This window comes from Salinibacterium sp. SWN1162, assembly GCF_015864675.1.
GTDB lineage: Bacteria > Actinomycetota > Actinomycetes > Actinomycetales > Microbacteriaceae > Rhodoglobus.
The window spans coordinates 283312-296472 of sequence record NZ_JADYWT010000003.1 but is presented as its reverse complement, the minus strand read 5'-3'; the positions used below and the strand labels follow the sequence as shown (position 1 = coordinate 296472).

Annotated in this window: 12 protein-coding genes; 6 read left to right on the top strand and 6 right to left on the bottom strand. The window is 63.7% G+C overall.

The annotated features are described in order from the left end of the window. Nucleotides 1–13: 13 nt before the first annotated feature. From I6E58_RS12810 to I6E58_RS12795, 4 genes are all read right to left on the bottom strand, one after another. On the bottom strand, nucleotides 14–463 hold the full coding sequence (locus I6E58_RS12810; protein ID WP_197134336.1) for an SRPBCC family protein: 450 nt from the start codon (nucleotides 461–463) through the stop codon (nucleotides 14–16). A 77-nt stretch (nucleotides 464–540) separates the two neighbouring features. Next, nucleotides 541–2610, bottom strand: coding sequence for a fructose-specific PTS transporter subunit EIIC (locus I6E58_RS12805; protein WP_197134333.1), 2070 nt, complete (start codon nucleotides 2608–2610; stop codon nucleotides 541–543). Nucleotides 2611–2692: 82 nt separating this feature from the next. Then, entirely contained in the window at nucleotides 2693–3685 is a 993-nt protein-coding gene (locus I6E58_RS12800; RefSeq protein WP_197134330.1) for a 1-phosphofructokinase family hexose kinase, read from the bottom strand. Continuing rightward, nucleotides 3682–4470 carry a DeoR/GlpR family DNA-binding transcription regulator gene (locus I6E58_RS12795; protein ID WP_197134327.1) on the bottom strand — a complete coding sequence of 263 codons (789 nt, stop codon included), beginning with the start codon at nucleotides 4468–4470 and terminating at the stop codon, nucleotides 3682–3684. Before I6E58_RS12795 ends, I6E58_RS12800 begins: the two co-directional genes overlap by 4 nt. 190 nt (nucleotides 4471–4660) lie before the next feature. Here I6E58_RS12795 and metG point away from each other — a divergent pair, with 190 nt between their 5' ends. The 6 genes from metG (at nucleotide 4661) to I6E58_RS12765 (ending at nucleotide 11247) form a co-directional block, all read left to right on the top strand. Next, on the top strand, nucleotides 4661–6241 hold the full coding sequence (metG, locus tag I6E58_RS12790; protein ID WP_197134324.1) for a methionine--tRNA ligase: 1581 nt from the start codon (nucleotides 4661–4663) through the stop codon (nucleotides 6239–6241). Continuing rightward, a complete protein-coding gene (locus I6E58_RS12785) occupies nucleotides 6238–7206 on the top strand; it encodes a TatD family hydrolase (protein ID WP_197134321.1) in 969 nt (322 codons plus the stop codon). Before metG ends, I6E58_RS12785 begins: the two co-directional genes overlap by 4 nt. Then, on the top strand, nucleotides 7203–8033 hold the full coding sequence (gene rsmA, locus I6E58_RS12780; protein WP_197134318.1) for a 16S rRNA (adenine(1518)-N(6)/adenine(1519)-N(6))-dimethyltransferase RsmA: 831 nt from the start codon (nucleotides 7203–7205) through the stop codon (nucleotides 8031–8033). Before I6E58_RS12785 ends, rsmA begins: the two co-directional genes overlap by 4 nt. A 98-nt stretch (nucleotides 8034–8131) precedes the next feature. Beyond that, nucleotides 8132–8359 (top strand): 4-diphosphocytidyl-2C-methyl-D-erythritol kinase, encoded by a 228-nt coding sequence (locus I6E58_RS12775; protein WP_129073215.1) that lies wholly within the window; start codon nucleotides 8132–8134, stop codon nucleotides 8357–8359. Nucleotides 8360–8456: 97 nt separating this feature from the next. Beyond that, nucleotides 8457–9395: a 4-(cytidine 5'-diphospho)-2-C-methyl-D-erythritol kinase gene (locus tag I6E58_RS12770; protein WP_197134315.1), complete on the top strand. Its 939-nt coding sequence runs from the start codon at nucleotides 8457–8459 to the stop codon at nucleotides 9393–9395. Nucleotides 9396–9414: 19 nt separating this feature from the next. Beyond that, nucleotides 9415–11247, top strand: coding sequence for an ABC-F family ATP-binding cassette domain-containing protein (locus I6E58_RS12765; RefSeq protein ID WP_197134312.1), 1833 nt, complete (start codon nucleotides 9415–9417; stop codon nucleotides 11245–11247). Here I6E58_RS12765 and I6E58_RS12760 read toward each other — a convergent pair. Both I6E58_RS12760 and I6E58_RS12755 read right to left on the bottom strand, forming a co-directional pair. After that, the gene (locus tag I6E58_RS12760) at nucleotides 11244–12386 is read right to left on the bottom strand and encodes a cell wall metabolism sensor histidine kinase WalK (RefSeq protein ID WP_197134309.1); all 1143 of its coding nucleotides are present in this window, start codon (nucleotides 12384–12386) and stop codon (nucleotides 11244–11246) included. The genes I6E58_RS12765 and I6E58_RS12760 overlap by 4 nt on opposite strands. Then, nucleotides 12383–13081 carry a response regulator transcription factor gene (locus I6E58_RS12755; RefSeq protein ID WP_197134306.1) on the bottom strand — a complete coding sequence of 233 codons (699 nt, stop codon included), beginning with the start codon at nucleotides 13079–13081 and terminating at the stop codon, nucleotides 12383–12385. The genes I6E58_RS12760 and I6E58_RS12755 overlap by 4 nt, the downstream gene beginning before the upstream one ends. Between the last annotated feature and the right edge of the window lie 80 nt (nucleotides 13082–13161).

Here is a 13161-nt window from a genome sequence, read left to right as displayed (position 1 = left end):
GGGCCCGTAGTGGTTAGGCCTGCGCTTCGCAGGCGACCTTCAACTCGTGGTGGTCTTGAGTCAGCGCTTTCTTTGTGACACCGAGAAACAGCAGCCCGACGACGCTCAGGAGGCGTGCCCCGAAGGTCAGCGGCGTCATCGTGAAGCGGTAGTCGAGGCGGGTGCCGCCGTGGCTGGGCATAAACAAATAGATGCTTTGGTAGTGAGTGCCGCGCGACTCCGCGTCAACGGTGTAAGTCACATCCTGCTCGTAGTCGGTAACCCACATCACTTCGGTGGCTTCTTTGCCCGCGAAGCTGCGGGTTTCGCGCCACTTCGTGCCGACATCTAACTGCGCGGGGCCGTCGAGTACTTCGAGGGAAAGGATGCCGCTGATGTTGGCCGAGGCGCGGTCTAGGTCACAAAACACCTCGAACACGCGGTCCACCGGGGCGTCGATGTAGACGTGGTCGGTGATCTTCATGGAGGCTCCCTTGCGCGGTATCAAGACCGGGCGTTCTGCGACGATATCGCAGTGCGCCCGGTCTCCAGCCTACGACTTTAGGCGGTCACTGGTACTTGAGCGGCAGCAGACGCCACCGTTTCGCTCTTTCGCGTGAAGCGCTTGAGGGCGATCACGATCAGTGCCGTGACGACCATTCCCGCGAGAATCGCGACGAGGAACATCGGGAACGGGTTGATCGCGAAGAACACGAACAGCCCACCGTGGGGAGCCTGCGAAGTGACGCCGAACGCCATGATGAGGGCACCAGTGACGGCGCTACCAATGGCGCTGGCGGGGATCACGCGCAGCGGGTCAGCGGCAGCGAACGGGATGGCTCCCTCTGAGATGAATGACGCACCGAGCAACCAGGCTGCCTTGCCGTTTTCTTTTTCAACCGGCGAGAAGAGTCGACGAGCAAGAACGGTCGACGCGAGAGCCATCGCGAGCGGGGCTACCATTCCGGCAGCCATAACGGCGGCCATGATCATCCACGGAGCCTGGTTGTCGATGGCGCCGGCACCAAGTCCAGCAACGGCGAAGGAGTAGGCAACCTTGTTCACGGGGCCACCGAGGTCGAAGCCCATCATGGCGCCCAGAATGATGCCCAGAACGACAGCGGATGCTCCGTTCAAGCCGTTGAGGAAATTGTTGAGGCCAATGGTGAGGGCGGCAATCGGCCCACCAAGAATCAACACCATGAGGCCGGAGGCGAAGATGGATGCCAGCAGCGGGATCACGACAACGGGCATCAGACCGCGGAACCAGGCCGCAGTTTTGCGCTGAGCGAGCCAGTGCGCGGCGACACCGGCGAGCAGTCCACCGACGATACCGCCGAGGAAGCCCGCGCCCATGAGGCCAGCAACCGCACCGGCCGTGAAGCCGGGAGCGATACCCGGGCGGTCGGCAATCGCGTAGGCAATGTAACCGGCAAGGGCGGGAACGAGGAAGCCCATCGAAGCGGCACCGATTTGGAAGGCCGCGGCGCCGAGGTACGCCCTGACTCCACCGTCGGGCAGGTTCCACAGGCTGTTCTGCGTGATGATGTCGCCCGCGGTGTCAGTGATGAGGTACCCACCGAGCAGGAAGCCGAGCGCGATCAGCAATCCGCCACCGGCCACGAAGGGAATCATGTAGCTCACGCCGGTGAGCAGCGCGCGCGTGACGGTCTGACCGAAGTGTTCGTCGCTCGAGGTGCTGGCGGCGTCATTGGCTACCGAGTTGCTTGCTTCGCCACCGGCCACGCGGGCAGCGTTGGGGTCGCTCGCGGCGGCGAGAGCCTCGGCGATCATCGCGTCCGGCGCATCGATACCGCGCTTAACGGGCGACTGCACGAGAGCCTTGCCGGCGAATCGGGCCCTGTCACGAACATCCACATCGACAGCAAAGATGACAGCGGATGCCGCAGCAATGACCGCAGGATCGAGCGGCGTCGACCCCGACGAACCCTGAGTCTCGACGTGGAGTTCCACGCCAGCTCGCTCAGCGGCGGCGGCGAGTGAATCGGCGGCCATGTAGGTGTGGGCGATGCCGGTCGGGCACGCGGTGACGGCGATTAGTACGGGGCGCGCGGTGGCATCGGCGTTGGCCGCAGGGTGTCCGGCAGCGGCAGCGGCAGCAGCACCAGCTCCAGCTCCAGCGCCAGCAGCAGCGTCACCGGCGGGCGCAGCCTTCTCTTCGGGCGCAGTGGCCTGCTCCACGAGCGCGACGATGTCTTCGCGAGTCGCGGCGGCGCGCAAGCTGTCGACGAACTCGGGGTTCACGAGCGAGCGGGCGAGAGCCGAGAGCACCGTGAGGTGTTCTTGGTCGGCACCGGCCGGGGCCGCGATCAAAAAGATGAGGTCGGCGGGAGCATCCGCAGCACCAAAGTCGACGGCGGGCTTCAGTCGTGCCATCACGAGGGTTGCCTCGGTGACCGCTTCGGAGCGGCAGTGGGGGATGGCGATGCCGCCGGGAACGCCGGTATCGGTCAGTTGTTCGCGAGCCCACGCGTCATCGAAGAGCGATTCGGCGTTGGTGGCGCGTCCCTGTTCGGCGACGAGATTCGTCAGCGCGCGAATGACACCCGCGCGATCGGTGCCGAGGTCGGCATCGAGCAACACGAGCTCGGGGGTGATGAGGTGCGACATTGCTTTCTCCTTGTATCCAGCAGTCGTGGTGCTGAGGTCGTAGTTCTGAAGTTGACGGTGCTGAGGGCGGTAATGCTGAGGTTTAGCGGGCGGCGGGCCGGCCGAGCGGCTGAACGTCAGCGGTCTCGGGATGAGTCTGGTCGAGGCGCGGCATGGTGCTGCCGGGCAGGGAGGCGGCCGCAGCACCGTGAGCGACAGCCTGCGCGAGACGTCGTTCGGCGGTGTCACCGCGCTGATCGGCCACAAGGTAGCCGGCTAGTGAGGCATCTCCGGCTCCGACGGTGCTTTTGGCAGCGATGGGAGGCATGGTGGCTCGCCACGTCTCATCGGCAGTCACGAGGAGCGCTCCGCGCGATCCGAGGGTCGCGAGCACGGCGCGGCAGCCGCGAGCGATGAGGCCGAACGCGGCAGCGGCCGCGGCATCCGGATCGCTCTCGAAGGTGTCGGGGAGGCCCGTTATTTCGGCGAGTTCCTCGGCGTTGGGTTTGATGAGGTCAACGCCCACCCCCGAGTCGATGAGGGCTTTCATCGGAGCACCCGAGGAGTCGACGGCGATGCGGGGCAGCGGCCCGTCCGTGGCCGCACGAATGGCGAGAACAACGCGAACGTAAAAGTCGGGGCTAAGGCCCGGCGGGAGCGAGCCAGCAAGCACAACCCATTCGGCCTCGAGCGCGTGCGAGACCACGAGATCAATCAACGCCGCATCGTCGGCAGCGGTGAGCTGCGGACCAGGCTCATTGATCTTGGTGGTCGTTCCATCGGGTTCGGCGATCGTGATGTTGGAGCGCACCCGCCCTGCAATCGGAAGGCCCGCAATCGGCAGGCCCGCGATTGGCAGGCCCGCGGTCGGCGTCTGCTCGGCGCGCAAGGCAACGAGCATCGGGTCAGAAGCATCGCCGGGCAGTACCGCAATCGTCTCGAGCCCCGAAGCGATGAGCGCGCGCGAGACGTTGACGCCCTTGCCGCCGGGCTGCTCGCTGCTGGCTACCGAACGCTGCACCGCGCCGCGGTCGAGAGCGGAGGTGAGCTCGATCGTGCGATCGAGGCTCGGATTGGCGGTTACGGTGACGATCATGCGATCACAGTGTCAACATCCGCGCGCTCGAGCGCACGCGTCAGATCGTCGTCGGGGGAGTCATCGGTGATGATCGTGTCGACTTCTGAGAGTGAGGCGAAACTGATGAGCGTTTCGAGGCCGAGCTTCGAGGCATCGACGAGAGCGATGGCGCGTCGCGAACCACGAGTGAGGGCGCTCTTCACGGCGGCCTCCTCGGGGTCGGGAGTGCTGAATCCGAACTCAGCGTGAACGCCGTTGGCGCCGACGAAAGCGATGTCGGGGCGGATGTTGGCGAGTTGGGAAATGGTGGCAGAGCCGACCGCGGCGCCGGTGATGCCCCGCAAGCGGCCGCCGATCAGCTGAACCTCGATGTGCGGGTTCTCGCTCACGGTGGCAGCGATGGAGAGTGAGTTGGTGATTACCGTCATCGAACCGGTGGATGCCGCGGGCTGCCAGTCACGCAGGTGCAGCGCCAGGCGGTTCGTCGTGGTTCCCGAATCGAGGCTGATCGCGCCCGTAAAGGTTGACGGAATCAGGGCCATCGCGGCGAGAGCAATGCGCTCTTTGGCGTCGGAGTTGCGGTCGGTGCGGGCTGCGACGCTTTCTTCGATGCGGCTAATCCGAGCCGCCGAGACCGCTCCTCCATGCACACGACGCAAAACGCCCCGTGCTTCGAGCTGGTCGAGGTCCCGGCGGACCGTTTCGCTTGACACGTCGAACGTGTGAGCGAGGTCGATGACGGTGACGCGACCGGCTTCAGCGAGCTTGCCCTCTATGTGCTGTTGCCGCTCTTCTGCGTACATCCGCAATCTCCCCTGATTGTCAACGCACCCGACTGCGTTTCTGTGAGAATACGCCCGTTCCTGTGGCATTGCAACACAATTACAGATAAACCCACAGATTCCCACATCGTTGGGCGGAGCATCCGGCTCTCACGTCGCGCGCTCGCAGCCCCGGGCGTAACCGGCGGGCACGGGCGAATACAATGAAGGCATGTCTGCCGGCGACTCCTTCTACATTGCGACGCCCATCTTCTATGTAAACGACGTTCCCCATATCGGGCACGCGTATACGGAGGTGGCCGCCGACGTTCTTGCGCGCTGGCACCGTCAGCGGGGTGAAGACGCCTGGCTGCTCACGGGCACCGACGAGCACGGCCAGAAGATTCTGCGCACCGCCGTTGCCAACAACACGACTCCGCAAGAGTGGGCCGACCGTCTCGTCGCCGACTCCTGGCAGCCGCTGCTCGAGACCATCGACATCGCCAACGACGACTTCATTCGCACCACCGATGAGCGCCACGAAAAGGCCGTCGCCACGTTCTTGCAGCGCCTGTACGACGACGGCCACATCTACGCGGGCGAATACGAGGGCTATTACTGCGTTGGCTGCGAAGAGTACAAGCAGCTCGATGACCTCGTCACGGCTCCCGAGGGCGACTACAAGGGCCAACTGGTCTGTGCGATTCACTCGCGCCCCGTAGAGATCCTCAAGGAGAAGAACTACTTCTTCCGGATGAGCGACTTCGGGCAGCGACTGCTCGACCTCTACGAAAGCCAGCCCAACTTTGTGCAGCCCGCGAGCGTGCGCAACGAGATCATTCAGTTCGTGAAGCAGGGACTCGACGACCTCTCGATCTCGCGCTCCAGCTTCGACTGGGGTGTCAAGGTTCCGTGGGATGAAAGCCACGTCGTGTACGTCTGGTTCGACGCTCTGCTCAACTACATCAGCGCCATCGGTTACGGCGTCGACGACGAACAGTTCGCCAAGCGTTGGCCTGCCGTGCAACTCGTCGGCAAAGACATCGCTCGTTTCCACGCGGTTATCTGGCCCGCCATGCTCATGGCAGCAGACCTTCCGGTGCCGCGTGCCGTCTTCGGCCACGGCTGGTTGCTCGTCGGTGGCGAGAAGATGTCCAAGTCGAAGCTCACCGGTATCGCTCCGAGTCAGATCACTGACACCTTCGGTTCGGATGCGTTCCGCTACTACTTCATGAGCGCCATTACCTTCGGTCAAGACGGCTCCTTCAGCTGGGAAGACCTGAGCGCGCGCTACCAAGCAGAGCTCGCCAACGGATTCGGCAACCTTGCCTCGCGCGTCATCGCGATGGTGAATAAGTACTTCGATGGTGAGATTCCGGCGCTCGGTGAGCTCACGGCATCCGACGAAGCGATCATCGCGACCCAGAAGCGTGCCACCGAGAACTCGAACGCGTTCATCGACAAGTTCGCCATCAACGACGCACTCTCGTCGGTGTGGCAACTCGTGGATGAACTCAACGGGTACATCACCGAGCAAGAGCCGTGGGCGCTGTCGAAAGACCCCGCCAACCGCGAACGCCTCGGCACCGTGCTGGCCACAACCGTCAACGGTTTGGGCACGCTCGCCATCCTGCTGTCACCGGTGCTGCCCAAGGCAACCCACAAGCTCTGGACCGCCATTGGTGGTGTCGGCGAACTGCGCGAGCAGCGCATCGACGACGCTCAGAACTGGTCGCACTCCGGTCGCGTCACGGCTCTCGAATCGTCGCTGTTCCCGCGCATTGAAGTGGATGCCGAGAGCAGCACGGCGTGACCGAACCGTTCATAAGGCAGCGTCACCGCAGCGCCGACGAGAAAGCCTCCGAGAAGTTGCGATACCCGCCGCTGCCCGAACCCCTCGAGGGCGTGGTTTACGACAATCACACGCACCTCGAGATCGCGGACGGCGGGCCCGACGGCGCCCTCGACTTCACTGAACACCTCGCCCGAGCGGCCTCGGTCGGCGTTCGCGGTGTCGTGCAGGTCGGCACGGATGTCGCCACGAGCCGTTGGTCGGCCGAGCTGGCCGCCACCAACCCGCGGGTTCTCGCTGCGGTAGCTATTCACCCGAACGACGCTCCCGAGCTCGAAGCAGCAGGGGAGTTGGATGCTGCGCTCGCCGCCATCGACGAACTCGCCTCGCTTCCGCGAGTGCGCGCCATCGGCGAAACGGGGCTCGACTTTTTCCGCACGGATGACGAGGGTCGCCCCGCGCAGTTCCGTTCTTTTGAAGAGCACATTGCGATTGCCAAGCGGCACGGCCTGGCGCTGCAGATTCACGATCGTGATGCCCACGACGACGTCATCGAGACGTTGCTGAGAGTTGGCGCTCCCGAGCGCACGGTCTTCCACTGCTTCTCGGGCGATGCTGCAATGGCGCGAATCGCGGCTGATAACGGCTGGTTCTTGTCGTTCGCGGGCACGGTCACGTTCAAGAACGCGGCAAACCTTCGCGAAGCGCTTTCGGTGATCGATCTCGACCGCATCATGGTCGAAACCGACGCTCCCTATCTCACGCCGCATCCGCTGCGTGGTCGACCGAACGCTCCCTACCTGATGCCGTACACCGTGCGCGCGATGGCGGCGCATCTCGAAATCAGCGAGCTCGAACTCTCGGCGCAACTCGCGGCCACCACCGAGGCTGTCTATGGCTCGTGGGATACCGAACTTCCCGACGGCACTGCGCCAGCACCAGCGCGCTCGGCAGCATCTACCCCACAGAACGCAGGCATACGATGAGCACCCTTCTCGGCCCCGCCGAGATCCGCGATCTCGCTGATCTGCTCGGTATTCAGCCCACCAAAAAGCTGGGTCAAAACTTCGTCATCGATCCCAACACAGTGCGCCGCATCGTCAAAGCCGCGCACGTCGTCTCGGGTGAAACCGTGGTCGAGGTCGGTCCCGGGCTTGGCTCGTTGACGCTCGGAATTCTCGAGACCGGGGCATCCGTCGTCGCCGTCGAAATCGACAAGCGCCTCGCTGCCCAGTTGCCGATCACGGTTAGCCAGTTGCAGCCGGATGCTCAGCTCACGGTCATCACGGACGACGCTATGCGGGTCACCGAGTTGCCCAACGACCCTCGTGTTTTCGTCGCGAACCTGCCGTACAACGTGTCGGTGCCCGTGCTGCTGCACTTCTTGGAGCACTTTGATTCGCTCGACCGCGGTCTCGTGATGGTGCAGGCTGAGGTTGGCAACCGCGTTGCAGCCGGCCCCGGAAGCAAGGTCTACGGTTCGCCGAGCATCAAGGCCGCCTGGTACGGAGAGTTCTCCACCGCCGGGCTTGTCAGCCGCCAAGTTTTCTGGCCCGTTCCCAACGTCGACTCCGTGCTCGTGCGCTTTGAACGTCGCGAACAGCCCGGCACGATCGAGGAACGTAAAGCAACGTTCGCTCTGGTGGATGCCGCCTTCCAGCAGCGTCGCAAAATGTTGCGTCAGTCGCTCTCGAGTGTGTTGGGCAGCTCAACGGCTGCGTCTGACCGCCTCATTGCGGCGGGCATCGCGCCGACCGCCCGGGGCGAGGAGCTCACGGTTCTCGACTTCCTGGCCATCGCGCGCGCTGCGTAGCCAACACCGCACTGCGTAGCGAGCAGGAACGCTGCGTTCTGAGCAGTGTGGCCGCATCCACCATTCCGTTTGGTGCCAAACGACGGTAGGTTGGCCTCATGTCGGAAGCAACGAACCCCACCCCCAGTGACCGCGACGTTCTGGAAGGAACGGGGCGGCATCCCGACGAGTGGTTCGCTTTTCTCGATATGGCCGGGGCGACGAAGTGGCAGCACGCTGAGTTTCTGACCTGGTTTGAAGCCAATGCCGCGCAGGTCAGCCCCGAGTGGGCAGAGTCAGTGACGGCGCGCTACGCGGCGGTACGCGGGCTCAGTATTTCGCAGTAGTTTCAGCGCGGTAACGAGACCTTCACGATTTTTCGTGGCGGCCCGTTATCCCCAGCCTGCGCACAGACCGGTCCGTTCCACAAGGTAAGTTTGGTTCATGACTTCCGTCCCGGCAGCCTCCACCATGGTTCACGCTCGTGCCCCCGGCAAGATCAACGTCTTCCTCAAGGTCGGCTCATTGCTCGATGACGGCTATCACGACGTCGCCATCGCATATCAAGCGGTGTCGCTGTGTGAAGATGTGCGCGCTTTCCAGGCTGACGACTTCTCGGTATCGGTGACCGGCGCTGTCGATCTTTCTCGTGTGCCCACCGATGGCTCAAATATTGCGATCAAGGCTGCTCGGCTGCTGGCCCGCCGCACGGGGTATCGAGGTGGCGCGCGTCTTGAGATCGAGAAGCACGTTCCGGTAACCGGCGGCATGGGCGGTGGCTCTGCGGATGCCGCGGCAACTCTCTTGGCGTGCGATGCGCTCTGGGGCACCGCGATCTCCCGCGAAGAAATGTTGAGCCTTGCCGCCGAGCTCGGTGCCGACGTGCCCTTCGCGCTCACCGGCGGAACCGCTATCGGAACCGGTCGCGGCGACCAGCTCAGCCCAGCACTCGCCAAGGGCCAGTTTCAGTGGGTTTTGGCGCTCTCTGACGAAGGGTTGTCGACCCCCGCGGTGTACACCGCTCTCGACGAGCACCGCCAGCAGTATGCCCAAGATATTTTTCCCGCCGAAGTAGCGCCTTCGGTTGACTCCGATGTGTTGCAAGCTTTGCGTGCCGGCGACCCGCACATGCTCGCTGAGGCCCTTCATAATGACCTTCAGGCTCCCGCCCTCAAAATGGCGCCCTCGCTCGCCGGCGTGATCGAACTCGGCGAGAAAAACGGGGCGCTCGCAGGTATCGTTTCGGGCTCCGGCCCGACGGTTGCGTTCCTCGCGGCTGATCTCGATTCAGCCCTTGAACTGCAAATTGCACTCAGTGCGGCGCAAATGAATGTGGTGCGAGCGACCGGTCCCGTGCACGGAGCGCGAATCATTACCGACTAACCGCAGTAGGCTTGCCCGAATGGCACACCTTCTTGGCGCTGAGTCCCTTCATCTTGAATTTCCGACCCGCGTAATCTTCGACAATGTCACGATCGGCCTCGACGAGGGCGACCGTATCGGTATCGTCGGTCGCAACGGTGACGGTAAAACCACCCTTATGCGCATGCTCTCGGGCAAGCTCGACCCCGACGAGGGGCGCGTAACCCGGCGCAACGGCGTCACCCTGGGCATGCTCGATCAGGCGGATGAACTCGATGGCACCAAGACCGTGCACGAGACCGTCATCGGCGATATCGATGAGCACGTGTGGGCGGGCGACCCCAAGGTTCGCGACGTTATTGCGGGCCTTGCTGCTGATATCCCGTGGGAGGCCAAGGTTGGCGATCTCTCCGGTGGTCAGCGTCGACGGGTAGCGCTAGCCGCTCTGTTGATTGGCGACTGGGATGTCATCTTCTTGGATGAGCCCACTAACCACCTCGACGTCGAAGGCATTTCGTGGCTCGCGGGCCACCTCAAGCGTCGCTGGTCGACTAACGCCGGTGGGCTGCTGGTCGTCACTCACGACCGGTGGTTCCTCGATGAGATTTGTACCGCCACATGGGAGGTTCACGATCGCCTGATCGAGCCCTTCGAGGGTGGCTACGCGGCCTACATTCTGCAGCGCGTTGAGCGTGACCGCATGGCGGCCGCCTCTGAGTCGAAGCGTCAGAACCTCATGCGTAAAGAGTTGGCATGGTTGCGTCGCGGTGCTCCCGCGCGCACGACCAAGCCCAAGTTCCGCATCGATGCGGCCAACGATTTGATCGAAAACGAGCCGCCAGCCCGCGATAGCGTCTCGCTGTCGTCGATGGCGATGCAGCGACTCGGCAAGGATGTCGTCGACCTCGAGGGCGTCACCGTCACCTACCCAGTAATCGATCCGGCGTCGGGCGTCGCCAGCGAGAAGACGGTGCTCAACGACGTCACGTGGCGCATCGCTCCCGGCGAGCGCACGGGCATCCTGGGCGTCAACGGTGCCGGAAAGTCGACGCTGCTCTCGCTCGTCTCCGGAACGCTCCTGCCGACCAGCGGTCGTGTGAAGCGCGGTAAGACCATCAAGGTTGCCACCCTCACGCAGCAGCTTGCGGAGCTTGAAGACATCTGGAATGAACGTGTTAGCACGGTCATCGGTCGCCACAAGAGCACCTATGTCACGGGCGGCAAGGAGATGACGCCCACCCAGATGCTGGAGCGCGTTGGCTTCACGAGCACGCAGCTCTCCACCCCGGTGAAAGATCTCTCGGGTGGTCAGAAGCGTCGCCTGCAGCTGCTGCTCATTTTGCTCTCGGAGCCGAACGTTCTGATTCTCGATGAGCCCACTAACGACCTCGACACCGACATGCTTGCGGCCATCGAGGACCTACTCGACACCTACCCCGGTACACTGCTCGTCGTGAGCCACGACCGGTACCTGCTCGAGCGCGTTACCGACCAGCAGTACGCGGTGATGGAGGGCGGCTTCCGCCACCTGCCGCGTGGTGTCGACCAGTACCTCGAATTGCGCACGCAGCAGCTCAAGGGCTCCACGGGTGCGAGCGGTGCTGCCGCAGGTGCTCCGGATGCCACAGCCGCGAAGGCGAAGCCGAAGCTGGGTGGCGCTGAATTGCGCAACTCGCAGAAGGAGCACGCTGCTGCCGCTCGCAAGATGAAGAAGTTGCAAGATCAAATTGCAGATCTTCACCAGCGCATGGCGACCCACGACCAGTCAGACTTTGCCGGTTTGGGTGCCCTCGTGGGCGAACAGCAGGCTCTACAAGAGGCTCTCGACACTGTCGAGACCCGCTGGCTCGAACTCGACGAACTGCTCTCTTAGGCTGCAACCGTCGGCAGAGCGACGTTGAGGCGGAACCCTTCGGGGCCGTTCTCGGCGTTGACGCCGCCGCCGTGCGCTTCGACAATGCCGCGCACGATGGCGAGGCCGAGGCCCGCGCCGCTTGAACCGCTCGACTCTTTCTCCGGGGTGCGCGCTTCGGTCGCGCGCCATCCAATCTCGAACATGCGGCTGAGGTCTTCGCTGGCGACCCCGCTGCCCTGATCGAGCACTGACAGCACCAGACTGGTGTCGTCACGTTGGTCGGCGCTGACGAGAATCTGCGAGTGCGCGGGGGCGTAGCGGATGCTGTTGGTGAGCAGGTTAACGACCACGCGCGTGAGCTCGTGGGGGTCGGCCCAGAGCATCCGCCCCTCCACGCCAGCATGCGTGATCTGGATGCCGCGGGCCGCCGCCAACTGGCTGACGTCGGCAACGGCATCCGACACGATATCGAGCAGTTCCACGTTTTCGGGGCGCAGCTTCAGGGTGCCGCTCTGGATGAGCGAGAGCTCGAAGAGATCGTCGACGAGCCGGTTCATCGTGCCCACCTGAGCGCGAATCTGGCGCAGGTAATCGCTGGGGTCGTCCACGACTCCCGCGTCGAGCGCTTCGGCGAGGGCGCTGATGCCGGTCAGGGGAGTGCGCAGGTCGTGAGAGATCCACGCGAAGAACTGGCGGCGCGATGCATCGAGCCGAGCAATTTCATCGCGGGCCGCAGCGAGCTTTTCGGATGCCTCCGAGAGCTGGGTAGAGACCTCGGCGACCTCTTTCCACGTGCCCGCGGTGGGCTCGACCACGTGGCCAGCACCGACCCGCGCCACGGATTCGCGCAGAGCAGCGAACGCCCGCCGCACGGCTCGCCCACTCACGAGCGCGGCCCCGAGACTCATGAGCGCCGAGATACCGACGACTCCGAGCACGATCTGCAGGTCGTGGCTCGTGAAGTGCATTTGGGCGGTGATCACGACGGTGGAGAGCGCGATCGAGAGGATCGCGGCTATCACGACCACCGTGAACTGGAACGCGATCGTGCGGCGGCGATTGAGGCGCAGCACGAGCATCGCGACCAGCATGACCGCGGCGGTGCAGACCGCGGCGGTAGCGAGAATGAGGAGCCATTCGCTCAGGCTGAGAATCATGCGGCATCCTTCACAGTGAAGCGGTACCCCTTGCCCCACTCCGTGAGGAGAAAGCGCGGGTATCGGGCGTCGGGTTCGATTTTCTCGCGCAGCCGGCGCACATGCACGGTGACGGTGGAGGCTTCGCCAAAGCTCCAACCCCACACCTCTCGCAGGATGTCGTCGCGGCTCAGCACTCGCTCGGGGTTTTGCAACAGAAAGAGAAAGAGCTCGTACTCGCGGGTCGTGAGTGTCATTTCGTTGCCCTCGAGCAAGATCGAACGACGCGCCTGGTCGACGCGAAAAGGGCCGAGCGTAAACGGTTCGGATGACACATGCGAGCTGCGTGAGCGGCGCACCATGGCGTCCACGCGCAGTTGCAATTCCCGCAACGAGAACGGCTTCGCGATGTAGTCATCGGCACCGTGTTCAAGACCATCGATGCGTTCTTCCACGGCATCCAGAGCGGTCAGCATGATGATGGGCAGTTGCGCGGATGCGGCGCGCGCCTGGCGACAAAGTTCGTCGCCGCCGACACCGGGCAGCATTCGGTCGAGGATAAGCACGTCGGGGAGGGGACCGCGCAGAGCATCGCGCGCGTCGATTCCGTCGCTAATGCCCGTAACGGAATATCCCTGGCTGCTCAAAAATTTAGAGACCACCGAAAGCACTGTCGCATCGTCTTCCACGATGGTTACGCTCGCCTTGTTCTCCATAGCCCCAGCCTAGAGCGACCGCCCGAGGGAATACCGGTTTCAATTCTTACGCTCTTGAAACATCCGTCACTTTCGCCAAA

Bases quoted from the DNA above. Each gene is read 5' to 3' on its own strand.
- rsmA (WP_197134318.1), top strand. From the start codon at position 7,203: ATGAGCACCCTTCTCGGCCCCGCCGAGATCCGCGATCTCGCTGATCTG.
- I6E58_RS12810 (WP_197134336.1), bottom strand. From the start codon at position 463: ATGAAGATCACCGACCACGTCTACATCGACGCCCCGGTGGACCGCGTG.
- I6E58_RS12765 (WP_197134312.1), top strand. From the start codon at position 9,415: ATGGCACACCTTCTTGGCGCTGAGTCCCTTCATCTTGAATTTCCGACC.
- I6E58_RS12775 (WP_129073215.1), top strand. From the start codon at position 8,132: ATGTCGGAAGCAACGAACCCCACCCCCAGTGACCGCGACGTTCTGGAA.
- metG (WP_197134324.1), top strand. From the start codon at position 4,661: ATGTCTGCCGGCGACTCCTTCTACATTGCGACGCCCATCTTCTATGTA.
- I6E58_RS12760 (WP_197134309.1), bottom strand. From the start codon at position 12,386: ATGATTCTCAGCCTGAGCGAATGGCTCCTCATTCTCGCTACCGCCGCG.
- I6E58_RS12800 (WP_197134330.1), bottom strand. From the start codon at position 3,685: ATGATCGTCACCGTAACCGCCAATCCGAGCCTCGATCGCACGATCGAG.
- I6E58_RS12755 (WP_197134306.1), bottom strand. From the start codon at position 13,081: ATGGAGAACAAGGCGAGCGTAACCATCGTGGAAGACGATGCGACAGTG.
- I6E58_RS12795 (WP_197134327.1), bottom strand. From the start codon at position 4,470: ATGTACGCAGAAGAGCGGCAACAGCACATAGAGGGCAAGCTCGCTGAA.
- I6E58_RS12770 (WP_197134315.1), top strand. From the start codon at position 8,457: ATGACTTCCGTCCCGGCAGCCTCCACCATGGTTCACGCTCGTGCCCCC.
- I6E58_RS12805 (WP_197134333.1), bottom strand. From the start codon at position 2,610: ATGTCGCACCTCATCACCCCCGAGCTCGTGTTGCTCGATGCCGACCTC.